Origin of the sequence: Moraxella tarda, assembly GCF_035181405.1 — a bacterium.
Classification (GTDB): domain Bacteria; phylum Pseudomonadota; class Gammaproteobacteria; order Pseudomonadales; family Moraxellaceae; genus Moraxella.
In genome coordinates this window covers 62,860-85,654 of the sequence record NZ_JAYGGV010000001.1, presented here as the reverse complement: position 1 = coordinate 85,654, position 22,795 = coordinate 62,860, and the positions used below count along the sequence as shown (strand labels likewise).

Here is a 22,795-nt window from a genome sequence, read left to right as displayed (position 1 = left end):
CCGAATTAAGAGATTGGTATGACAATGGAAATTGGCCAGTTTCTGGTCATTCTTGTGTTTGGATTTGATGTACAACCTCTTGAAAATAACCCAAAATTACTTTGGGTTATTTTTTGGCCACTGATTTGGCAGATATATAAAATTCACTTGAAAACTATGCTATAATATCCAGTTAATTTTAAATTATTAGAGATTTTATGCGTTTTATTGATGAAGCTGTAATCAGCGTAAAGGCAGGCGATGGCGGTAATGGCATCGTCAGTTTTCGCCGTGAAAAGTTCGTCCCCAAAGGAGGCCCTGACGGTGGTGATGGCGGTAAGGGTGGTAGTGTTTATGTCATGGCAGATGACAACACTAACACACTGGTAGATTTTCGTTATACTCGTAAATTTGAAGCCAAGCGAGGGGAGAATGGTCGTTCCAAAAACTGCTCAGGCAAAGGGGCAGATGATATTTATCTAAAAGTTCCAGTGGGTACGACCATCATTGATACTGATCTTGATGTGGTGATTGGTGATTTGACGGAGGTTGGGCAAACTGTACTGGTGGCAAAGGGCGGTGATGGTGGTTTTGGCAATACTCGCTTTAAAACCTCTACCAATCAGGCTCCTCGTAAGGCGATTCCTGGCTTTGCAGGCGAATTTAAGAACATCAAGCTAGAACTTAAGGTTGTTGCTGATGTTGGCCTGATTGGCTTACCTAATGCAGGTAAGTCCACTTTTATTCGTCAAGTATCCTCTGCTCGTCCAAAGGTGGCGGACTACCCATTCACCACGCTTGTACCAAATTTGGGCGTGGTAGATGTTGGCACACATCAGTCATTTGTGATGGCGGACATTCCAGGTCTCATTAAAGGAGCGTCAGATGGGGCAGGGCTTGGCATTCGCTTTTTGAAGCATGTGGCACGCACTCGCAGATTGTTGCATATTGTTGATGTTAAGCCAATTGATGAATCTGATCCTGTGGATAATGCCAGGATTATCTTGCAAGAGCTGGAGAAGTTTTCGCTAGAATTGTCCAAACTGCCACAAATTTTGGTGCTTAATAAAATTGATCAACTAGATGATGATGAAATTGATGAAGTGTGTGAAAGTATCGTCAAAGGGTTGAATTGGCAGGGCGAGGTTTTTCGCACTTCTACCATCAGTGGACAAGGTCTTGATGAGATTAAATATCATCTGATGAGTGGGATTGAAGCTGAGCAGGAGCGTGAAGCAGAAGATGAGGAGTTTGCCAAAGAGCAAGCTCGCCGTTTTGCTCGTCTTGAAGAAGAGGTTCGTCATAATACTGAAATTCAAAAAGAGGCTTATCGTGCTAAGCGTAAAGCTGAGCGAGAGGGTCTGTCTGATGACGATGAGGACGACTGGAACGATGATGATTATGATGTGGCAGTTGAATATGCTCCTTATTAGATATTAAGTGGTGCTTGTTTAATGGTGTGCAGGGTAAGCAAATTGGTTGTGATAGCATTCATGCCAGGCACAAAACATCAAAGCACGCCGATGAATGATTGTAAATATCAAACCAAAAAATAATGCCAATAAGACTGCCATGATTTAAAGACCGCCATGATTTACCGTGATGAAATGGTCGTCTTAATGGTGTTGCTGATTCAATCTGTCAAAATCTAATTGTAAAAATAGGAAATCTCATGACCCAACAATTTTCTCCCTTAAAAAATGACCGTCTGTTGCGTGCTTTGCGTTTTGAGCCTGTGGATGCAACGCCAGTATGGATGATGAGGCAGGCTGGACGATATCTGCCAGAGTATAAGGCGACTCGTGCAGAGGCGGGCGATTTTTTGAGCTTGTGTAAGGATACGGATAAAGCAACCGAAGTAACTTTACAACCTTTGCGTCGTTTTGAGTTGGATGCAGCGATTTTATTCAGTGATATTTTGACCGTGCCTGATGCACTTGGCTTAGGGCTGTATTTTGAGACTGGTGAAGGTCCTAAATTCAAAAAAACTGTTCGCACCGAAGCTGATATTGCTAATTTACCAAAGCTTAGCATGGTGGATTTATCCTATGTTACCGATGCGGTAACAAGTATTCGCCACGCCTTGGGTGGTCAGGTGCCATTGTTTGGTTTTAGTGGTTCTCCTTGGACTTTGGCAACTTACATGATTGAAGGTGGTGGCAGTCGTGAGTATCGTCATGCCAAAGAGATGATGTACGCACGCCCAGAATTACTCCATGCTTTGCTTGCCAAGATTACAGATGCTGTAACTGAGTATTTAGACGCTCAAATCATTGCAGGGGCAGATCTTGTGCAGATTTTTGACAGTTGGGGCGGGGCTCTTGGTCATCGCCAGTTTGCTGAATTTAGTCATCATTACAACCGTGAAATCATTGCCAAATTAAAAGCCAAGCACTCAAGCACACCAGTTGTGATGTTTACCAAAGGTGGTGGTCTATGGGTGGATACTCAGGCTGACAGTCAGGCAGATGCGCTTGGTTTTGATTGGAGTATGCCACTAAACAAAGCAAGAGCTTTGCTTGGTAAGAATAAGGCCATTCAGGGTAATTTAGATCCCGCCACGCTGTATGGTACAACTGACAATATTCGCCGTGCAGTGAGTGATATGCTTCATGATGTCTATGATGGTGGCATTCATACAGGCTATGTGGCAAACTTTGGACACGGTATTACCCAGTGGGCAAATCCAGACCACGCCAAAGCATTCGTTGATGCAGTACATGAATTTAAATGGTGATTTTATTGGTGGATGATTTATTTTACGACTTGGCATTAAAATTTGGCATGATGTTAAATAAAAAAGTTTACATCTGTACTAAATTTTAGCTATTTTTAAAAAATCATGCTATAATTTGCTAAAATTTCAACAAATTTTGAGGCGGTTATGTTATTAAAAGGTCAGCGTTTTATTGTTACTGGTATTGCAAGTAAGCTATCAATTGCTTGGGCGATTGCCCAAAGTTTGCACCGTGAGGGTGCAGAACTGATTTTGACTTATCCAAATGATAAAATTAAAAAGCGTGTTGACATGGCGGCAGAGGCTTTTGGTGCAACCGCTGTCATCGAATGTGATGTCAGTTCTGATGATTCTATCAATACTTGCTTTGCTCGGGTTAATGAAATTTGGGGTCAGGGTGAAGATAGGGGTGTCAATGGTATTGTCCATGCAATTGGCTTTGCTCCTGCCGACCAATTAGATGGGGACTTTACTGATGCAACCACTCGTGAGGGTTCAAGTATTGCTCATGACATTTCAAGTTATAGCTTTGTGGCATTAGCCAAAGCGGGTCGTGAGTTGCTTGCTGCTCGTCAAGGTTCATTGCTTACGCTCACTTATGAGGGCAGTATTTCTGTGCTGCCTAATTATAATGTGATGGGCATGGCAAAAGCAAGTCTTGAGGCATCTGTGCGTTATTTGGCAAGCTCTTTGGGTGGTCAGGGCATTCGTGTGAATGCCATTTCTGCAGGTCCGATTCGCACATTGGCAGCCAGTGGCATCAAATCATTTCGCCGTATGCTTGATGTTAGTGAAAAAATAGCCCCATTACAACGCAATGTGAATCAAGAGGAAGTGGGTAATGCAGCGTTATTTCTCTTATCCCCTTGGGCTAGTGGTATTACTGGTGAGATTTTGTTTGTAGATGCAGGTTTTAATACTGTCGCAATCAGTGAGCAAATCATGGCGATGACAAGTGATGACGAATAATTCTTTTTATTAACATTGGTATGATTTTTTTTATTCATCAAAGCACAAAATGATTGATATTTTGTGCTTTGATTTTTTATGAAAAAATGATTACAATGTAAATTTTACTGCTGTTGTTTTACATGGATAAGATTCCTAATTGGGTGTTATGTGGTGCGATTGTGTTGGCATTTTGTGCAGGCGTGCTCAATACGACTGCCCTCATGGGTTTTACGCATATTTCAGCATCACATGTTACAGGCAATGTCAGCTCGTTGGCAGTATCGACTCTGCTTGGCGATTGGGTTAATGCAAAGTTGTTTTTGATGTCCATTGCGTCATTTTGGCTAGGCTCGGTGCTTAGTGGTATGCTGATAGGTGGTAGCGAGTTGCATGTCCATCGCAATTATGGTTATGCAATGTATCTTGAATTTGTATTACTGTTTACCAGTTTTGTCCTATATATGAATGAAAATGATTTTGGGCAAATGATGATTGCGATGGCGTGTGGACTGCAAAATTCAATGGTAGCAACTTATCATGGTACGGTAATACGCACCACGCATTTGACAGGGACAACATCAGATTTGGGTGCGATGGTGGGTAGCTGGTTGGTTGGTCGTCAATTAAATATGAACAAGGTGCTATTGCAAAGTGCCCTATGGTGGGGTTTTTTTATTGGTGGTTTTGTGGCGGTCATACTATATCATCAAGTAGGATATTTTTCCATGTTATTACCCATGGCGGTCATTCTTATCGCAGCCATCAGCTATCAGCACATGGAGCGATGGTTTTATAACTCTTGGCGATTGATTTTTAAAAAATTCATTTGTAAAAAACACTAATCTGATTCAGATGCCTTAAATTTCCAAGCCAGAGCTTTAATAAAAATAACCCAAACAAAGATTGGTTTGGGTTATTTTTATTGAGTCTGATTAAATTAATGAAGCGATAAAACAAAATTGCTTCATGATAAATTGAGCATCGGCACGCTTAAACCTTGCTTTTGATAAAACGCATTCACAAATTCATCAAAACACTCGTTTTCAAGACTAGTACGAATGCCTTGCATTAAGTTTTGATAATAACGCAGATTGTGAATGGTGTTTAATTGAGCTGAAAGCATTTCGCCACATCTGTGCAAATGGTGTAAATAGGCACGGCTAAACTGTTGGCAAGTATAGCAGTCGCACTCATCATCTAGTGGACGCTCATCAAAGCGGTGGACAGCGTTTTTGATTTTAATCGCCCCTGTGCTGGTAAACAAATGTCCATTTCTTGCATTACGAGTGGGCATCACACAATCAAACATATCCACGCCACGGCGTACCGCTTCCACAATATCAGCAGGCGTGCCCACCCCCATAAGATAGCGTGGCTTGTCGGACGGCATAAGATTTGGCAGATAATCAAGCACGCCTATCATTTCATCTTTGGGTTCGCCCACCGACAATCCGCCAATGGCATAGCCGTCAAAGGGCATATCAAGTAATCCGTTTAACGATTTTTCACGCAACTCACGGTACATTGACCCTTGTATAATGCCAAAAAGGGCGTTTTTGTTGCCAAGTTTTGTGTGTTCGTTGATACACCGCTCGCCCCAACGAAGCGACAGTTCAAGCGATTTATCCGCTTCGGTGTGTGTCGCAGGGTAGGGCGTGCATTCGTCAAACTGCATCACAATGTCAGAATTTAACGACTTTTGGATTTGCATAGAAATCTCAGGCGACAAAAACACCTTCGCACCGTCAATCGGCGAGCGAAAATACACGCCTTCTTCTTTGATTTTTCGCATAGCCCCAAGGCTAAACACTTGAAAACCGCCAGAATCGGTCAAAATCGGCTTATGCCAACCGATAAAATCGTGCAATCCGCCAAATTTATCAATCACTGCCGTGGTGGGGCGTAGCCACAAATGAAAAGTGTTGCCCAAAATAATGTCCGCACCGATGGCGTGAATGTCTTTTGGGAGCATACCTTTGACTGTGCCATAAGTGCCAACGGGCATAAAGGCAGGCGTGGCGACATCGCCGTGTGCCAAATGAACCGTGCCACGGCGCGCACGGCTTTTGGTGTCAGTTTTGTGTAGGGTGAATTTCATCTTTTTTCCTGTTTTAAGTGATTGGCTATTGCTTTATTGATTGCTTAATGGCTACTTATCTAAGTATTTTTTGCTTTTTTCTTTTTAATTCTCTTTAAAATCATACGCAAAAACGCTGTTAAAAATAAACCACAAATAACCGCACTAAATTTTGTTGCCATACCGCCATATTGGTGCGATATTGGGATTGCTTGGTTTTGGATAATCTTGTAGCGATAAATATGTGGGTCGGACAAACTGTCGGTGTACTCGGTAATTTGCCATTCATCGCCCATTTTATCAAGTTTAAATCTAAACATCGGATTGTTTATTGGTTTATAGTCAAAAGGCGTATCGCAAAAAGGCTCGTTTTGGTAGTCTTTAATGGCAATCGCTTTGGGTGTTTGTTTATCAAGCACGCAAATATGAAAATATTCACCTACTTTCATTGCCTTAGGTTGTGTAAAAATAGCCAAAAGCCAAGCAATAAAAGCCCATACCAATAAAAATATCATAAAGTTTTGAAGTTTGGTTTTAAACATCATCTATCCAAAATCATCGCATCGCCATAACTAAAAAAGCGGTATTCGCTTTTGATAGCGTGGGCGTAGGCCTCCTTGATGACATCTGTCCCCACAAAGGCTGACACAAGCATTAGCAAAGTGGATTTTGGCAAATGAAAATTGGTAACGAGCCTATCTACCACGCCAAATTCAAAAGGCGGATAAATAAAAATATCGGTATCGCCTGCCCAAGCACTCAAAGTCGGCTGTTTGCCTGACTTAACCGACAAATAAGCGGTTTCTAACACTCGTGTAACGGTTGTGCCAACCGCAATCACCTGCTTGCCATTTTGTTTGGTTTGATTGATTAAATCAGCGGTGGCTTGGGGCAATTCGGCATATTCTTTGTGCATTTTGTGTGCCAGAATATTGTCGGTTTTGACAGGGGCAAAAGTGCCAGCACCGACATTTAAGGTAACAAAAGCGGTATTTATCCCTTTGTTTTTTAAAGCATTTAATATATTGTCATCAAAATGCAGACTGGCGGTGGGCGATGCCACGCTGGCAAGTTTTTTAGGATTATGAAATACAGTTTGGTAGCGAGTGTCGTCTTTATCATCGGCAAGCCGTTCAAAATAAGGCGGAATGGGAAGCTCGCCAAATTTTTCTAACACTTGTAAAATGGGCGAGTTAAAACCAACAATAAACAAATTGTCCAATCGCCCAAGCACACAAAGACTTGTGGGCGAGTTGTTGATGTGTAATATATTGCCTGTTTTGGGGGCTTTGCTTGCTTTGATATGACACAATGCTAAAAAAGGATAATCGTTATTTAAAATGGCGTGATAATCGCTATTATCGGCGATAATGCGTTCTACCAAAATTTCAATTTTACCGCCTGTTTGTTTTTGTCCAAAAAGGCGTGCTTTCATTACTTTGGTGTCATTAAAGACAATCAAATCGCCTGTATTTAAAAGGTCTGGCAATTCACAAAAATGACGGTCAAAGATTTGCCCACCCTTAATATGTAATAGGCGAGAGTCCGAACGCACATCAAGCGGATAGCGTGCGATTAAATGGTCAGGTAGGTGGTAGTCAAAGTCGTTGATATGTATAGATTTTTTGCTGGTAAGATTGGTCATGAGTTGCAAGATTTGGTTGATTGATGCTGTATTGATGGCAATGGTATTGGCGGAGCATTGTAGCAAAATTTACTAACATTCGCCATGAGTTTTATCGGTTTTTAGACTTAAGATGAATTAAAAGCTAAAATATTTAAAAAATAAAGGCTTTGAAAAAACATAAAAATGGGCGTATCATAATCATCAATCTGATAAAATTCACCAAAATCATTTAAGATAAGACAATCATGCTGATTGACATTGATCATGTTACCAAGCGACCCAGCTCTCCGCACCCCATTTTAAATCTAGGCTTTCGTATCTTTTTTATGGGGTCGGCGATGTTTGCTGTGGTAAGTATGTTGCTTTGGCTTCTGATTTTACAAGGCTTTGTTTCTTTTAAAGGTGAATTAGATCCATTTTATTGGCATGGTCATGAGATGGTGTTTGGCTATTCACTTGCTGTGATTGCAGGATTTTTATTGACAGCGGTAAAAACTTGGACAAATCAGCCCATGCCTTATGGTTGGCGATTATTTTGGATTTTTTCTCCTTGGGTGATGGCTCGTCTTTTGTGGCTTGGTTTACACGCAACACCAAGTATGGCAATCATCTTTGGGGCGTTTGTATTTGATGTTTTATTTTGGGCTTTGACCAGCTTTTGGGTCATCAAGGCGGTATGGCTGGCAAGACAAAAAAACCAGCTTGGTATTGTATTAAAACTTGTTCTGCTGATGTTTGCAAACATCGCTTTTTATTGGGGCGTACTGACCAATCATTTGACCACTCAGCAACTTTCACTCCATGCAGGGTTATATGTCATCATTGGTGTGGTGTTCACCATTGCACGCCGTGTATTGCCATTTTTTATCGCTAAGGGTGTCAGTGTGGATACATATGGCAAGCCGAATGGATTGAAGGTTGAGCAAAGAAATTCTGTTTTGCTTGACCGTGCCAATCTGCTTGGCTTGGTGCTTTTTATGGTGGTGGATTTATTTTTAGACTGGCCAAAAATTGCCAGTATTTTTGCCTTGATTTGCTTTGTTGCTAACACCCTAAGACTAAAAAACTGGTATCATCATGGTATTTGGCATAAGCCACTTTTATGGTCGCTTGTCATTGCTTTTGGTGGCATGACGGCAGGATTATTGATTTTTGTCATATCGCCTTTTGTTGATGACAATTTGAATCTACATTCACTTGGTTTGCATGGTCTGGCATTGTTTGGTGTGGGGTTGATGACAATTGCGATGATGGCGAGGGTGTCTTTGGGGCATACAGCAAGAAACATTCACACACCACCTAAGGCGGTTGGTTTGATGTTTGTTCTGATGATTGTCTCGGGGGCGTGTCGGGTGTTTATGCCGATGTTTGGTGGTGATTATATGCTATGGATTTTGGTTTCTCAGGTGGTATGGATCATCGCTTTTGGATTGTTTTGTGTGTCTTATGCAAAGATTTTGTCAAAACCACGCACAGACAAACTATTTGGTTAATAAAATAAAAGTTGGTCAAACAGTTGATCAACAAGTGAACAAATTGGTAGCTTTGGGCGATAACAATGTTTAAATTATTTAAAAAAAAGAAACTCACGCAGGCACAAATCGCTGATGCGTTGAGTGAGTTTCGCTTGTGTGATAAGCCGTTGGTTGAGTACTTAACAAGCATTGAGTTGGTAGATGATGTGGTGAATTTGTCCTTGAAAATCACCAAAGACACCGACCGCAAACAGCTTGAGAGCATTTACCATGCCTTGCGTACCAAACTGCACATACTGGGTATTAAAGAGGTAAATCTGAATGTTGTCATGACACAAAGCGTTGCACCTACAACAAAAACTTTATCAAAGCCATCAGCCCAGACTTTTATCCCAGTAAACAATGCAAACAATACAAACAATGCAGATAATAAAGAAGAACTGCCCAAGTCTCATTCTAAACAATCGGATATTGCACCGCACCCACGCATTCGTCATATCATTGCTGTGGCATCGGGTAAGGGTGGTGTGGGCAAATCTACCACTACTGTAAATGTCGCTCTTGCCCTGCAAAAAATGGGCAATAAGGTAGGTATTTTAGATGCTGATATCTATGGCCCATCTATACCAGATATGCTAGGAAAAGTGGGTGTGCGACCTGAGATTGAGAATGATCAATTTATCCCAATTGATGCAAATGGCATTGCAATGCTATCAATTGGTAGTCTGATTGACAGTGATAGTACACCGATTGCGTGGCGTGGCGTGAAAGCGACTGGGGCACTTATGCAAATGTATCATCAGACCAATTGGCCAAATCTTGACTATCTCATTATTGATATGCCACCAGGGACGGGTGATATTACGCTGACACTTGCCCAGCGTATACCTGTAACAGGAGCGGTGATTGTTACCACACCACAGCACATTGCTTTGCTTGATGCCAAAAAAGGTGTGGAGATGTTTCAAAAAGTGCACATTCCATTGCTTGGTATTGTGGAGAATATGGCACTGCATATATGCACTCAATGTGGACATATTGATCATATTTTTGGTGCAGATGGTGGTAAAAATATGGCAAAGATGTATGGTGTGCCACTATTGGGACAACTTCCCATTGATATTCAAATTCGTGAGCAGATGGATAACGGCACGCCAACTGATATTGATACAAAAATTGCACACATTTATGATGACATTGCTAAAAATATTGAAACTCATATTAAGCAATATGCCAGAGTGCGTCATGATGGGCGGATTTTTTGAGCTCAAAATCTCGTGAATTGCTTAAATCGGTGTTATCATTTATAATGATAAATCATTAAACTTGAACAAAATTTTAGGAAAAATTATGTCCATCAAATCAGACCGTTGGATTCGTAAAATGGCCAGCGAATGTGAAATGATTGCACCATTTGAGCCAAATCAAATCCGCCATAATGACAAAGGCGACAAAATTGTTAGTTTTGGTACATCAAGCTATGGTTATGATGTACGCTGTGCCAATGAATTTAAGGTATTTACCAATGTGCATTCTGCCATTGTGGACCCAAAGAATTTTGATGAACGCAGTTTTATTGATGTGGTAGGCGATGAGTGCATTATTCCGCCAAACTCATTTGCGTTGGCTCGCACGGTAGAATACTTTAAGATTCCTCGTGATGTCCTAACCATCTGTCTTGGAAAATCCACTTATGCACGCTGTGGGATCATCGTCAATGTTACGCCACTTGAACCTGAGTGGGAGGGTCATGTAACTTTGGAATTTAGCAATACCACCAACTTGCCAGCACGCATTTATGCAGGTGAGGGTGTGGCACAGATGCTGTTTTTTCAAAGTGATGCAGATGATGTCTGTGAAATATCCTATAAAGACCGTGGTGGAAAATATCAGGGTCAAACAGGGGTTACCCTACCAAAAACTTAATCAAACTTTCATCTGTGTTTATTGATTTATATAAAAAGCTTGGTATTTTAAAAAGCTTGTTTGATAAAATAAACATGATCTTTTTTTGCCTAAGCTGCTTATTTTATTTAGCCAAGCATTTATTTTGAAATTTTTTAGGAATTATCATGCCAGACATTCGTATTGAAAAACGCCATAATCTTGACCTACAAACAGCTCGGAGTCAGGCGAAAAAATGGTTAGAAGAAGCTAAAATGCAATTTGGTGTGAATGCTGTCTATCATGAGGGTGTGGATACCGACACTGCCACCATTAATACATCAGGTGTAGATGGGCGTGCATTTTTAGATGCAGATAAAGTTATTTTTGAAGCGGATTTGGCATTTTTGGCAAAGCCTTTAAAAGGTGTGATCAGTTCAGGCATTCAAGAGGGTTTGGATCGCTATTTTGCTTGATATTTTTTTGCTTGATGCACGAGTTTGGCTTGGGTTGGTGTTTGTGTGAAAAATGCTAAAACAATGAGACTGTCAGCTTGGTTTTGTCTATTGCTTGGCAGCCTAATGATGTCTGAGTCTGTCTGTATTCAGATGGCAAGTGCGACAGATACTCCTGTTTTGATGGCAGGTAATGCAGGCGATGCCCTGCCTCAGGCCATTCGTGATAAAATGGTGATTGCAGGATTGGATGATGACAAGATCAGTCTTTGGGTTGAGCCTTTAACCGCCGTACCATCAGCACAAAACAGCCAAATCAATCAAACACCAAGTCGTGTTAATCCATCTAATGCCAATTTACGCCACAATCCCATCATTCGCCACCGAGCTGACCAGCCACGCATACCTGCATCTACCCAAAAACTTATCACAACTTTTATCGCTTTGCACACTTGGGGTGAAAACCACCGCTGGGTAACGCGTGTCTATCCAAAAGGGGTGATTGTCAATGGCATACTGTATGGCGATTTGGTCATTCAAGGCACTGGTGACCCTGCAATGACGCATGAGCGTCTGCGTGCTATGTTGCAACAGGTGCAGGCACAAGGCATTCGCCATATTCGTGGCAATATCATGATTGATAATTTGGCATTTAATCATGTTAAATTTGACATCAATGCTTTTGATGGGCAGGGGGTGCGTGCCTACAATGCTGCACCAAATGCTTTTTTGGTGAATTTTGGTACATTGGAAGTGGATGTTTTGCCAGTGGACAATCAAAGTGCTATGGTGCAGGTCATGCCGACATTAGCGGATTTTGATTCACCGAACCAAATTTTGACGAATAAAAAAAGCTGTCTGTCTGATGCTGATTTTCATTTGACAGATGCCAGACTGGTTGTGCTTAATGGCACAAATGCTGTCTGTGGTCGTCGCTCTTATTGGCTGACCTTTAATGATGCTGATACACTTGCAGTAAAGGCGGTGCAGGGCGAATGGCAAAAGCTGGACAATAATTTTTCGGGCATGGTTGGGCTAGCAAACAAACAACAAGCCGTAGGCATGACGCTGCCTTGGCTGATCTACCCATCTAAGCCATTGGCTGAGCAGATTTACCTGATTAACCAATATTCTAATAATGTCATGACCGAACAAATGGCGTTATCATTGCCATTATCCCTACCTAATGTATCAGCAAGCGATTACCCTAAGGCATTTGATTTTATCAACCAATGGTGGCAAGACCATTTGACAAGTGCATCACCGATGATGAGTCGTGCGTCTGGACTATGCCGAGATTGTCAGATTACTCCAATGGCAATGGCAGAATTGCTTGCTTTTGCGTACAAACAGCCAAATTTTGAAGTATTTAAGACTTCCTTGCCAATAGCAGGAAAATCTGGCACGATGGCAAGCTTGATTAAAAGAAATTTTAATCATCCTGCGATTGGGCGGGCTTATATTAAGACAGGTACACTAAATGATGTTAAAAGCATGGCAGGCTATATCATGGACAGTCGTGGCAGGTGGTATGTTTTGGTGGTTATGGTCAATGCACCAAATGCAGGGCATGACCAAAGGGTATTGTCTGTACTTGATGAAGTGCTTGCTTATGTGGCGACACTCTGATTTTTCTTTATCTTTAATTTTTCTCTATTTTTTCATTTAGGTGTACGATAAGCCGATGGCTTGGTATCTTGTTTTATTATTCATTTTTTTTATCGGTGCCATCATCTGTGTTTAGCGGTTGGCAGGTGCGTGGTGCGAATAATGATTGCCCACGCTCATCACCCACATAACGCCAGTGCCAAGATTCTTCGGACACGCCAGTCTTGGCAGAAAATTCTGGCGTGAAGGTCTTTTGCCATCCGTATTTTTGAGCATTTTGCATGAGCCATTGATGACCTTTGGTTTTGGCAAACTTAGTATCAATTGGGGCAAAATCTACCGCATAGCCAGTATGATGTTCAGAAAAGCCTGCAGGCGACGAGGTAAAATAAATACTGCTGGGAGGTTGTTTCTGGCGGATTTTGCGTTTGATGATGGCATCTTGGGCCCTTACTGAGCGAAAGATAGAGCTTGGATATAACGCCACTTTGTCTTTGGCTGCTGCTTTTACTAAGTCTTGTAAGGGTTTTTTGACATCTTTGTGAATGAGTTTGTTTTCATGTGATTTATCACCGTAGCCACTCCACACCAAGTCTTCGGCAAAAACTTCATCATAGGCAAAATGCTCAATACCTACCAACAAAGCATCTGGCGAGCAGATGGGCGATGTTTTTATTTCTAAATCCATAACTGGCGATTGGGGATTTTTTGCTTGGGCTTTTAGGGTGTTGGCATCTTCGTTGTTTTTTGCGTTGATGAGTGTGCTACTTTGTATGTGGGCGGTGGGTGCTTGTGTGTCATCTTGTATGTTTTGTATGTTGGTGGCGTATGTATTTTGGCTAATGGCAAGCATGACCATAACAAAAGTAGTGTGTGTCTTATTTTTATGTGCCATCATTTATGCCTTAATATTTGTGTGATTATGGTTGTTTAGTGTTTGGGATAAAGTGTGCAAGACAACGGTGGCAAAAGTACCTTTTGGCAGGGTAAATGACATTACCAAGGTGTCGTTTTGCCATTGCCAAGAAAGCTTCTGCACAATCAAACGCATGGATCTTCGCATGATTTTGACATTTGTTTTTTGCAAGCCTTTGGTGAATATCATATTTTTTTCATCTTGAAAAACTTGATTTTCTAAATCCAGTGCTCGTTTACTTGCTTTATTTTCTCCCACGCCGTATAAAGCGATGGTGGGGTGAATGTCATGATTGTCAATGCGTTCACGAATTTCATCATCAATATCGGCAGTAAATACTGAGCCTGTGCCATCAAGATTAAATACATCGCCAGATATTGCTTTATCCCAAGTATTATCCACCACCCTAAGAGTCAAGACTTGATTAAACAGGTGACTGCGTACTGCTGAAATGAGCAGGCTGTTTCGTTCTAGGTCTTTTTTGCTGGGTTTGTAGGGTTTTGAGCTGGCTAATAGTTTTTCAAAAAACATTTGGGCTTTGGTGAGGTTATTGCCATCATGCCCAAATCTTTGTTCGCCAAAATAGTTTGGTACACCATGCTTGGCAATGTGTTCTAACTGTGCATTAATCGCAGACTTTTCACCCACGATGTCTTTTAAGGTGATGATGAAGTGGTTTGATTCATGTGTGCCATGATGCAATTTTTTGCCGTGCCAAAATTGTTGCAAAATGTCAATTTCCTCACCATCTTGTAATTTGACTTGGATAAAATCTGCAAAACTTTGCTCAGGTTGATTCTTTTTTGGTAAGCGTATGCTGAACCATTGATGGGTAATGGCATGGCGGTCTTTTAATCCAGAGTATCCTACATCACGACTGGGTACTTCTGCCCATTGTGCCAAAAGCTTTGCAACAAAAGTGGTATTCATGCCAGTTTTTTTGACATATAACCAAAGATGCTCGCCTTGCTCATCAAATTTAAGGTTCAGTTTTTCGGTAACGATAAAATCGGCAGGCGTGTCTTTAAAAGTGGCAGAAATGATGGTGGGTTTGGTTGTGATTGGCATAATTTGACCGATTAAAATGTGTGATGATTCATTTTGGCTATTAAAGCATGATTTTGAATATTTCTCAAATAAAATGCTAAATTATTGGGCGGGTGCTTTATTTTTAACATTTAATAATAATACCAAAAATACCAAATTCAGCCAATCTTGTGCCATGCTAAAATTGATGGCAAGTAATTAAAATGACTGCTTGGTCTTTTGAAGGGCTTGCAAGGATGGTCGATTTTATTTTACAGTGAGACGGCTGATTGTCATGTTATCGTCCTTATTGTTGCATTGGTTTTTTAATCTTTTTTTTTATTTTTAACTGTTTTTAACTATTTTTAATAGTTTTTAAGTGTTGGTTTTTGATGATAATGTGTTTTAAGGTACGATGATTGATCATAAGATTTTGATAAAACTGGTCTTAAAATGTAAAATATAGCAAGATATTTGTTTGGTTTTTACTCAAAAAAGGAGTTATTATGAGTTTGAAGTATCAAGCGCCCTTAGACGAAATGCGTTTTACGCTGAATGAAGTCTTTGATGCACCGAATTTTTGGCAAAATACACCCAATCTTTCGCATATGGACACTGAGACAGTGGACATGATTTTAGAAGAAATGGCAAAATTTAGCCGTGAGGTGTTGTTGCCATTAAATCAGTCTGGTGATGATGAGGGTGCTAAGTATTTGGGCGAAGGCAAAGTAGCAACACCAGCAGGCTTTAAAGAAGCGTTTCATGCGTATGGAGACATGGGTTGGGTTGGCTTGGGTGGTTCGCCTGAATTTGGTGGGCAGGGTATGCCAAAAATGGTAACCATGCTGACAGAGGAGATGCTGTTTTCGGTAAATCAGTCTTTTGCCCTATACCCTAACCTGACTGTTGGGGCAAGCCTTTGCTTGCTTGCTGGTGGCAGTGATGAGCAAAAAACGACCTATTTGCCTAAATTTTATACAGGCGAATGGGCAGGTACAATGTGTTTGACCGAACCGCACGCAGGCACAGACCTTGGAATCATCAAGACTCGTGCCACACCCAATGATGATGGCTCTTATAATATCACAGGCACTAAGATTTTTATCACAGGTGGTGAGCATGATTTGGCGGAGAACATCATTCATTTGGTGCTTGCCAAGACGCCAAATGCACCTGCTGGCTCAAAAGGAATTTCGCTGTTCATTGTGCCAAAATTTTTGGTTAATGATGATGGTTCGTTAGGGGAGAGAAATGCTGTTTTGGCAGGGTCTATTGAGCATAAGATGGGTATTAAGGCCTCTGCCACTTGTGTGATGAATTTTGATGATGCCAAAGGTTATATGGTGGGGGCGGAAAATACAGGGCTTGCTACGATGTTCATTATGATGAATTATGAGCGTGTTACGATGGGTCTGCAAGGTCTGGGGGCAAGTGTATTGGCGTATCAAAACGCTTGTAATTATGCCAAAGACCGCTTGCAAGGTCGTCATGATGATGGCATTAAAAATGCCGATAAGATGGCCGACCCCATCATCGGTTTTGGTGATGTGCGTCGTATGCTATTGAATGCTAAGATTAATAGTGTTGCTTCTCGTACTTTTGCTATGTATGTGGCAAAGGAGCTGGATATCGCCAAATTTGGTAATGATGAGATTTGTCAGTCTCATGCCAATGCCAAAGTTACCTTATTAACGCCTGTAGTTAAAGCATTCTTGACTGATATGGCGTTTGATGCAAGCATTGATTGTCAGCAGGTATTTGGTGGGCATGGCTATGTCAAAGAATGGGGTATGGAACAAATTGTCCGTGATACTCGCATCAGCCAAATTTATGAAGGTACAAATGGCATTCAGTCGCTTGACTTATTGGGTCGTAAGGTGATAAAAAATGATGCCAAGACGATGCTTGCCTTTCTTGATGAGATTGATTTGGCGTGTGAGTCTAGCGCCACCAATCACGCCATCAAGACAGCACTAAAACAAGCGACTGTTCGTATTCGCTCTTTGACTAACGAGCTGATGGCTATTGCCAAAACAGATGTAAATACCATCAATGCATCGGCGGTGGATTATTTGCACGCTGTCGGCTATTTGTGTTATGCTTATATGTATCTACTGATAGTCAATGCTAGCGATGGTAAATCTGGTAAATTTTATGATGAGCGTTGTAAATTGGCGGATTATTTCGTGGTACGTAGTTTGCCAAAACTCTATGCTCATGCTGATATGGCACAAGCAGGTGCAACCAGCATCATGTCTTTTGATGAGGAATTTTTCGCTTGATATGCCAAGCCGATTAAGTCAGATTAACATTATAAAAAGACAGTCTATAAGCTGTCTTTTTGTTTTTTTTTTAGCTACCCTTGATGGTGGTGGTCTGTTGTCATAAAGGCTTATTTTTAAATAAAAAAGCATTCTAATAATAATTAGAATGCTTTAAATATTATTGATGATTAAGCACTTTGTACCGCATCAAGCAGTTTGGCTTGATGGTCAATCAAGGCTTGCGGCATACGCTCACCAAGTTTTTCAAACAGTGCCTGATGGTCGTTTAATTCTTTTACCCAAGCATCTTTGTCTTGGCTGGTTACTAAGCTAAATTGTTGCTCGCTAAAATCAGACTCTGCCCAATTGATGTCGCCATAAGTAGGCACAAGACCAATTGGTGTATGGACGGCATTTGCTTTACCATCACAGCGGTCAATAATCCATTCAAGCACACGCATATTTTGACCAAAGCCAGGCCATACAAAATCACCATTTTCATCACGGCGGAACCAGTTTACCTTAAACATCTTAGGCATTTTGGTACCGTGTTCGTTGGTCAGTTTTTCTAGCTGCTTGCCCATTTCTAGCCAGTTGGTAAAATAGTCAGCCATGTTGTAGCCTGCAAATGGCAGCATCGCAAATGGGTCGCGGCGTACGACACCTTGTGCCCCTGTGGCGGCGGCGGTGGTTTCAGAACCCATGGTGGCAGCTTTATACACGCCATCCACCCAGTCAAAAGCCTCCGATACTAATGGCACAGTATCAGCGCGGCGACCGCCAAAGATAAAGGCAGAAATTGGCACACCTTCTGGATTTTCCCATTGTGGGTCGATAGATGGACATTGAGCCGCTGATACAGTAAAGCGGGCATTGGCGTGCGATGCTTTTTCGCTACCATCATGCTTTTGGCGTTTCCAATTGATGAGTTTTTCTGGGGTTTCTTTGGTTTTTCCTTCCCACCACGCCTCGCCGTCTTCTGTCATTGCCACATTGGTATAGATGACATCAGAGCCTAATGTGCTCATGCAGTTGGAGTTGGTCTTGGTGTTTGTGCCAGGAGCAACACCAAAAAAGCCTGCTTCTGGGTTGATGGCGTATAGTTTGCCGTCTGCTGATGGCTTAATCCATGCGATGTCATCGCCCACAGTTTCTACCTTCCAGCCCTCATATCCTGCTGGTGGAATCAACATAGCAAAGTTGGTCTTACCGCACGCTGAAGGGAATGCTGCGGCGATGTAGTGTTTTTTGCCTTGTGGATTGGTTACGCCCAAAATAAGCATATGCTCAGCCAGCCAACCTTGTTCACGGCCCATGACAGAGGCGATACGCAGAGCCAAACACTTTTTGCCAAGTAGGGCGTTGCCACCATAGCCTGAACCGTATGACCAGATTTCACGAGTCTCTGGGAAATGGACGATGTATTTGTCATCGTTACAAGGCCAAGCGACATCTTTTTGACCGTCGGCTAATGGTGCACCAACAGAGTGTATACATGGTACAAATTCACCGTCTGTACCAAGTACATCATATACCGCCTTGCCCATACGAGCCATCTTACGCATGCTCACGACCACATAAGGGCTGTCGGTCAGCTCGACGCCGATATGAGCAATGTGGCTACCCAAAGGGCCCATACTAAAAGGCACAACATACATGGTGCGTCCTGCCATGCAACCATCAAATAAACCTGCCAACTTGGCACGCATCTCGTCTGGGTGTTGCAGTTGTTGGTTGCACCAGCGTCAATCTCTTGTTCTGAGCAGATGAAAGTACGGTCTTCGACACGAGCCACATCTGATGGGTCTGAAAATGCCAGATATGAATTTGGGTGTTTTTCTTGATTCAGTTTCACCATCGTGCCGTTGTCAATCATGAGATTGATCAGACGGTCATATTCTTCTTGTGAACCATCGCACCATTCGATGCGAGCTGGCTTGGTAAGATTTGCGATTTGAGCAACCCAATTTACTAGGGCTTGATGACGGACAAAATCTGGTGCAGTAGTTGTTGCGGTCATGATAACTTCTCGAGTTTCAAGTTAAATGAGTAAAATGCTTTTGATGGTGGAATAAATACCACCTTGACAAAAAAATTGCCATATTAAAACATAAAAGCGATGAGATGGTAAGTATTATTTTTAAAATAAACGAATATATTTTTTAAATGAATAATAAAAAATGCGTGCTATCTAATATGGGGTTATTTGTCCTTTTTTATCCTTTGTGGTAGGAGTTTTAATTAGGAGTAAAATAAGACTGCTATTTTCTTATTTTAAAAGCTAAATTAATGCTTTGGAATAAAAATACCAACCCGATATTTATTTAGATAGCCTTTTTTTATTAAAAAAAATAGTTTCATCACTCACTTGGATAAGGACGCAGTTTATCTGTCTCAATCCATGCTTGCACCCACTCATCAGGGGGTAGGTGGATGTTTACATAGCCCAAACTGTCTAAAACTTTTTTGGTGGGTAGGGCTTTGCCAGATTTAAAATCAGTTACCGCCGTACGCAGTAGAGCGTGGCAGGTGCATTTGTCCTTAACCCACATGGTTTGTTCAACATAAAACCAGCGTTCATCCACCGCGCAAATGCGAGTTTTCATCACGACTTGATCAAAGGCACGAATCCGCTTGCGATACTGAATGGTGCTACCTGCCACGACCAGCCCCCAGTGGTTTTTGATGAGTTTTGCCCCAAGACCTGAACGAATGGCAAAATCCGTACGACCCAAATCAAATAGCGTAAAAATTCGCCCATTATTCATTTCAAGAAAGTTGTCAATGTCGTTCACATTGGCGGTAAAACAATATTCGCTTGTGTCATAAAAGTCTAGTTTATCGCCTTTTTTGAAATCAAGCGAGCTTTTGACAATGGTTTTGGCAAGACGAAAAAACGGATACATGATTAGACCTTATTTCATATCTGATAAAATTTGGCAGTTTTTAGGTTGGGTGAGTTTGGTGTTGAAGCACGCTCTTGTGATTGTCGCTTGCCTTTATTGGCAGGTTTACCATCCATGCGGCTGCTTCGCTCCTCTTGTTTTTCGTGTCTTTCGTGTTTTTGACGGCGAATTTCACGAGATTTGAGCGGTTTTTTGTGAATGCGTGCTTGCTTTTCTTTGGCGGCGGTATTAAGACCTGTGCCGATGCGAGGGCGTAAGCCTACTGTTTCGATGAGTTTGCCAATTTCTTTAGCATCAAGCTCAATGAATCGCCCTGTGCGTAGCTCTTTTGGTAGAATGACCGTACCATAGCGAGTGCGGATTAGGCGAGAAACTTTGAGTTCTTGGGATTCAAACATACGACGCACTTCACGCTTGCGACCTTCTTTGATTTTGACATGATACCATTTATTGACACCCATGCCACCACCTTCTTTGATGTCATCAAACTTTGCTATGCCATCTTCAAGCTCAACGCCACGAGTTAGGTTTTGGGCAATTTGTGGGGTAACTTCGCCAAGCACACGCACCGCATACTCACGGACAACTTCATTTGAAGGGTGCATCAAACGGTGTGCCAGCTCACCATCGTTGGTAAATAGTAGTAACCCTGATGAGTTGATGTCTAGACGACCGACCATGACCCATCTATCGCCTGTAAGTTTAGGCAGGCGGTCAAAAACGGTAGGGCGACCTTCTGGGTCTGAGGCTGATGAAATTTCACCTTCTGGCTTATAGTAGGCAATGATACGGCGGCGTTTTTCTCGTTCTGCCTTGATACGCACAAGCCGACCATCGACACGAATCTCATCAGTAGTGGTGGCACGGTCGCCCAAAGTGGCAATGCGACCATTGATAGAGATACGCCCTGCCTTAATAATATCTTCCAATCCACGCCGTGAGCCCAATCCCATGCGAGCGAGTAATTTTTGAAGTTTTTCGCCATCGGCGTGGCTGGTTGGTGCTGATTGAGACGAATCAATATCGGTAAAGCTGGTGGTGTCATTCATGATGATGGTCCTGTGGTTGGATAGCAACATTTCACAATGTTAAAAAGGTTAATGATACGGCTTTTGATGGTATTTGGCAAGAAAAATTTGTCATAAAGTGGTAAAAACACCAATTCTACCGACAGACATTTTTTAGGTGGTTTTTAGGTAAAAGGTTTTTCAAATGTACTTTAAATTAACAATGCCAAAAAATAAAAAAACATATTAGGATTGCCGATGGTTAAATAATACAATCAACAATCAGACTATCTGATATTTAAACTTTGTAGGTCGGGTAATTCTGGTAAATCCTCCAAACTCAATAAGCCAAACGCATCTAAAAATGCAGGCGTGGTGTGTAATAAGGCAGGCTTACCCAGCGTGTCTTTATGACCCTTTTCCATAATCCAGCCCTTGTCAAAAAGCTGTCTTAAAATATTGCTTGATACGGTAACGCCACGCACCTGCTCGATGTCGCCACGAGTTACAGGCTGTCTATAAGCGATGACACTTAGGGTTTCAAGCAATGCCTGACTTAGGCTTTCCAATCTTTCTGGAAAAATTTGTTGAATGAGTCGTGAGTAGTTGTCTTTGATTTGTAGTCGGTAGCCACTGGCAGTTTTGCCAAGCGTTAACACGCTTCCTGCTAGGCGTTCTTTTAAAATGATAAGAGCCATTTGCAGTTCATCACTGCTCATGGACAGATGTTTTTTTAGGTCGGTATCAGTTAGGGGAGTTTCGCTGGCGTGTAATAGCACCTCAATATAGCGACTGAGTGCTTCGGCGGTAGCGTGTGCCTCCAAGATGGCTTTTTGTTCGTCTGTTTTTGTGTTGGCAGCGGCCACATCAAGTACTAGGGGGGTGATTAAATTTTCCATGATTTTTATAAAAATAATTTAAGATGAAATAAATAGTGGTGTCAATAGGCTGAACATCAATAATGTAAGTACAAAATGCCAATCAGCCAATCAGCGTAACCAATAAAGCGTCTGCTCACCAATGGCGTATCCAATGTTATCTACGCTGGGCAGTGTATTTTTGGCTTGCTTTTCGGTGGTGAGAGCGTAATTGTCTGCACTTTCATCATCAAAGTCATCTGTTGGGTACTCGTCAAATCCCACCAAACCACGCTTGATGAGTTCAAGAATCGCCACAAAACTGACCACCACGCCAAGTTTACCTTGTGTAGGTTCAAGCAATTCTTTGAAGGTGGCCATGCCTTTTTTGCTCAAAGTCCGAGTAATGGCGGCGATTCTCTCAGGTAATGGCACAGGGTCGATGGCGACCGTGTGCATTTGATAATCTGGCTTGATTTGCATATTGATGAGACTGTCAACCAAAATTTGTGGCGAGTATTTGGGCAATTCGGCACGCATTGCTTGTGTGCTGGGTAGGCTTGTAAATGCCAAAAACACATCTCTTTCAAGACGAATGAGATTGTCAAGGCGTTTGGCGGCTTCTTTGATTTGAGCATACTCTTCTAGCTTTTGAATCAGGCGTGCTTTTGGGCTTAATTCTTCATCATTGATGCTTGCTTGAGGCAACAACAGCTCACTTTTAATGGCGATTAATGTGCTTGCCATGAGCAAATAGTCGCCCGCCAGCTCAAAATATTCTTCATCTAAGTCTTTGATGTAACTGAGATATTGCTCTGTGATGGGCAAGATGGCAGTCTCGGTTAAATCAAAATTATTCTTTTTAACCAAGTACAACAAAAAGTCAAGCGGGCCTGCAAATTGTTCTAGCCAAATGGCAAATGCTTGCGGTGGGATATATAAATCCTCAGGCAAGCTTTCAACAGGGGTGTCAAAGATACGAATCTGCGTATCGTTGGTCGCAAGATTTGTGATGGTGTCTGTCAT

19 protein-coding genes and 1 pseudogene are annotated in these 22,795 nt (G+C 41.9%); 10 read left to right on the top strand and 10 right to left on the bottom strand.

Translation table 11 applies throughout. From position 1 onward, the window contains the following. Positions 1-197 precede the first annotated feature (197 nt). The 4 genes from cgtA to U9670_RS00400 all read left to right on the top strand — a co-directional run bounded on the left by cgtA (position 198) and on the right by U9670_RS00400 (position 4,509). On the top strand, positions 198-1,412 hold the full coding sequence (gene cgtA / locus U9670_RS00415; protein WP_323842168.1) for an Obg family GTPase CgtA: 1,215 nt from the start codon (positions 198-200) through the stop codon (positions 1,410-1,412). 239 nt (positions 1,413-1,651) lie between these two features. After that, positions 1,652-2,716, top strand: a complete 1,065-nt coding sequence (hemE, locus tag U9670_RS00410) for a uroporphyrinogen decarboxylase (protein ID WP_323842167.1) — start codon at positions 1,652-1,654, stop codon at positions 2,714-2,716. Positions 2,717-2,863: 147 nt separating this feature from the next. After that, a complete protein-coding gene (locus U9670_RS00405) occupies positions 2,864-3,685 on the top strand; it encodes an enoyl-ACP reductase FabI (RefSeq protein WP_323842166.1) in 822 nt (273 codons plus the stop codon). Positions 3,686-3,807: 122 nt separating this feature from the next. Then, complete coding sequence (locus U9670_RS00400) at positions 3,808-4,509, top strand: YoaK family protein (protein WP_323842165.1); 702 nt, start codon at positions 3,808-3,810, stop codon at positions 4,507-4,509. A 122-nt stretch (positions 4,510-4,631) separates the two neighbouring features. On the opposite strand, the gene tgt is transcribed toward U9670_RS00400, so the two are convergent. The 3 genes from tgt to queA are packed head-to-tail and all read right to left on the bottom strand — an operon-like array spanning position 4,632 to position 7,389. Further along, positions 4,632-5,765 (bottom strand): tRNA guanosine(34) transglycosylase Tgt, encoded by a 1,134-nt coding sequence (gene tgt, locus U9670_RS00395; RefSeq protein WP_323842164.1) that lies wholly within the window; start codon positions 5,763-5,765, stop codon positions 4,632-4,634. 59 nt (positions 5,766-5,824) lie between these two features. Beyond that, positions 5,825-6,286, bottom strand: a complete 462-nt coding sequence (locus U9670_RS00390; RefSeq protein ID WP_323842163.1) for a hypothetical protein — start codon at positions 6,284-6,286, stop codon at positions 5,825-5,827. Next, the gene (queA, locus tag U9670_RS00385; protein ID WP_323842217.1) at positions 6,286-7,389 is read right to left on the bottom strand and encodes a tRNA preQ1(34) S-adenosylmethionine ribosyltransferase-isomerase QueA; all 1,104 of its coding nucleotides are present in this window, start codon (positions 7,387-7,389) and stop codon (positions 6,286-6,288) included. Before queA ends, U9670_RS00390 begins: the two co-directional genes overlap by 1 nt. A gap of 227 nt (positions 7,390-7,616) precedes the next feature. Here queA and U9670_RS00380 point away from each other — a divergent pair, with 227 nt between their 5' ends. The 5 genes from U9670_RS00380 (at position 7,617) to dacB (ending at position 12,814) form a co-directional block, all read left to right on the top strand. Beyond that, the gene (locus U9670_RS00380) at positions 7,617-8,864 is read left to right on the top strand and encodes an NnrS family protein (protein WP_323842162.1); all 1,248 of its coding nucleotides are present in this window, start codon (positions 7,617-7,619) and stop codon (positions 8,862-8,864) included. Between the two features lie 65 nt (positions 8,865-8,929). Next, positions 8,930-10,111: an iron-sulfur cluster carrier protein ApbC gene (gene apbC / locus U9670_RS00375; RefSeq protein ID WP_323842161.1), complete on the top strand. Its 1,182-nt coding sequence runs from the start codon at positions 8,930-8,932 to the stop codon at positions 10,109-10,111. An 85-nt stretch (positions 10,112-10,196) separates the two neighbouring features. Further along, positions 10,197-10,772 (top strand): dCTP deaminase, encoded by a 576-nt coding sequence (gene dcd, locus U9670_RS00370; protein ID WP_323842160.1) that lies wholly within the window; start codon positions 10,197-10,199, stop codon positions 10,770-10,772. Between the two features lie 146 nt (positions 10,773-10,918). Next, on the top strand, positions 10,919-11,206 hold the full coding sequence (locus U9670_RS00365) for a polyhydroxyalkanoic acid system family protein (protein ID WP_323842159.1): 288 nt from the start codon (positions 10,919-10,921) through the stop codon (positions 11,204-11,206). 45 nt (positions 11,207-11,251) lie between these two features. Beyond that, positions 11,252-12,814, top strand: a complete 1,563-nt coding sequence (gene dacB, locus U9670_RS00360; protein WP_323842158.1) for a D-alanyl-D-alanine carboxypeptidase/D-alanyl-D-alanine endopeptidase — start codon at positions 11,252-11,254, stop codon at positions 12,812-12,814. A gap of 76 nt (positions 12,815-12,890) precedes the next feature. Here dacB and U9670_RS00355 read toward each other — a convergent pair whose 3' ends face one another. Together U9670_RS00355 and truD are read right to left on the bottom strand one after the other, a co-directional pair. Then, positions 12,891-13,688, bottom strand: a complete 798-nt coding sequence (locus U9670_RS00355) for a M15 family metallopeptidase (protein WP_323842157.1) — start codon at positions 13,686-13,688, stop codon at positions 12,891-12,893. A 3-nt stretch (positions 13,689-13,691) separates the two neighbouring features. Beyond that, positions 13,692-14,777 carry a tRNA pseudouridine(13) synthase TruD gene (gene truD, locus U9670_RS00350; RefSeq protein ID WP_323842156.1) on the bottom strand — a complete coding sequence of 362 codons (1,086 nt, stop codon included), beginning with the start codon at positions 14,775-14,777 and terminating at the stop codon, positions 13,692-13,694. A gap of 464 nt (positions 14,778-15,241) precedes the next feature. Between truD and U9670_RS00345 the strand changes: the two genes are divergently transcribed. Beyond that, positions 15,242-17,017, top strand: a complete 1,776-nt coding sequence (locus U9670_RS00345; protein WP_323842155.1) for an acyl-CoA dehydrogenase C-terminal domain-containing protein — start codon at positions 15,242-15,244, stop codon at positions 17,015-17,017. A gap of 170 nt (positions 17,018-17,187) precedes the next feature. On the opposite strand, the pseudogene U9670_RS00340 reads toward U9670_RS00345, so the two are convergent. The 5 genes and pseudogenes from U9670_RS00340 to U9670_RS00320 all read right to left on the bottom strand — a co-directional run bounded on the left by U9670_RS00340 (position 17,188) and on the right by U9670_RS00320 (position 22,795). Further along, positions 17,188-19,019, bottom strand: a pseudogene (locus U9670_RS00340) (phosphoenolpyruvate carboxykinase (GTP)). Between the two features lie 340 nt (positions 19,020-19,359). Continuing rightward, positions 19,360-19,905: an acyl-CoA thioesterase gene (locus U9670_RS00335; RefSeq protein ID WP_323842153.1), complete on the bottom strand. Its 546-nt coding sequence runs from the start codon at positions 19,903-19,905 to the stop codon at positions 19,360-19,362. 14 nt (positions 19,906-19,919) lie between these two features. Continuing rightward, positions 19,920-20,858 carry a 23S rRNA pseudouridine(2605) synthase RluB gene (gene rluB / locus U9670_RS00330; RefSeq protein ID WP_416381516.1) on the bottom strand — a complete coding sequence of 313 codons (939 nt, stop codon included), beginning with the start codon at positions 20,856-20,858 and terminating at the stop codon, positions 19,920-19,922. Positions 20,859-21,199: 341 nt separating this feature from the next. Then, complete coding sequence (gene scpB, locus U9670_RS00325; protein ID WP_323842150.1) at positions 21,200-21,811, bottom strand: SMC-Scp complex subunit ScpB; 612 nt, start codon at positions 21,809-21,811, stop codon at positions 21,200-21,202. A 90-nt stretch (positions 21,812-21,901) separates the two neighbouring features. After that, a complete protein-coding gene (locus U9670_RS00320; RefSeq protein ID WP_323842149.1) occupies positions 21,902-22,795 on the bottom strand; it encodes a segregation and condensation protein A in 894 nt (297 codons plus the stop codon).

Excerpts from the sequence above, each read along its gene's own strand:
- dcd (WP_323842160.1), top strand. The coding sequence starts at position 10,197 with ATGTCCATCAAATCAGACCGTTGGATTCGTAAAATGGCCAGCGAATGT.
- U9670_RS00320 (WP_323842149.1), bottom strand. The coding sequence starts at position 22,795 with ATGACAGACACCATCACAAATCTTGCGACCAACGATACGCAGATTCGT.
- cgtA (WP_323842168.1), top strand. The coding sequence starts at position 198 with ATGCGTTTTATTGATGAAGCTGTAATCAGCGTAAAGGCAGGCGATGGC.
- U9670_RS00405 (WP_323842166.1), top strand. The coding sequence starts at position 2,864 with ATGTTATTAAAAGGTCAGCGTTTTATTGTTACTGGTATTGCAAGTAAG.
- apbC (WP_323842161.1), top strand. The coding sequence starts at position 8,930 with ATGTTTAAATTATTTAAAAAAAAGAAACTCACGCAGGCACAAATCGCT.
- queA (WP_323842217.1), bottom strand. The coding sequence starts at position 7,389 with ATGACCAATCTTACCAGCAAAAAATCTATACATATCAACGACTTTGAC.
- scpB (WP_323842150.1), bottom strand. The coding sequence starts at position 21,811 with ATGGAAAATTTAATCACCCCCCTAGTACTTGATGTGGCCGCTGCCAAC.
- U9670_RS00365 (WP_323842159.1), top strand. The coding sequence starts at position 10,919 with ATGCCAGACATTCGTATTGAAAAACGCCATAATCTTGACCTACAAACA.
- truD (WP_323842156.1), bottom strand. The coding sequence starts at position 14,777 with ATGCCAATCACAACCAAACCCACCATCATTTCTGCCACTTTTAAAGAC.
- U9670_RS00345 (WP_323842155.1), top strand. The coding sequence starts at position 15,242 with ATGAGTTTGAAGTATCAAGCGCCCTTAGACGAAATGCGTTTTACGCTG.
- rluB (WP_416381516.1), bottom strand. The coding sequence starts at position 20,858 with ATGGGATTGGGCTCACGGCGTGGATTGGAAGATATTATTAAGGCAGGG.
- tgt (WP_323842164.1), bottom strand. The coding sequence starts at position 5,765 with ATGAAATTCACCCTACACAAAACTGACACCAAAAGCCGTGCGCGCCGT.
- U9670_RS00335 (WP_323842153.1), bottom strand. The coding sequence starts at position 19,905 with ATGTATCCGTTTTTTCGTCTTGCCAAAACCATTGTCAAAAGCTCGCTT.
- U9670_RS00355 (WP_323842157.1), bottom strand. The coding sequence starts at position 13,688 with ATGGCACATAAAAATAAGACACACACTACTTTTGTTATGGTCATGCTT.
- U9670_RS00380 (WP_323842162.1), top strand. The coding sequence starts at position 7,617 with ATGCTGATTGACATTGATCATGTTACCAAGCGACCCAGCTCTCCGCAC.
- U9670_RS00400 (WP_323842165.1), top strand. The coding sequence starts at position 3,808 with ATGGATAAGATTCCTAATTGGGTGTTATGTGGTGCGATTGTGTTGGCA.
- U9670_RS00390 (WP_323842163.1), bottom strand. The coding sequence starts at position 6,286 with ATGTTTAAAACCAAACTTCAAAACTTTATGATATTTTTATTGGTATGG.
- hemE (WP_323842167.1), top strand. The coding sequence starts at position 1,652 with ATGACCCAACAATTTTCTCCCTTAAAAAATGACCGTCTGTTGCGTGCT.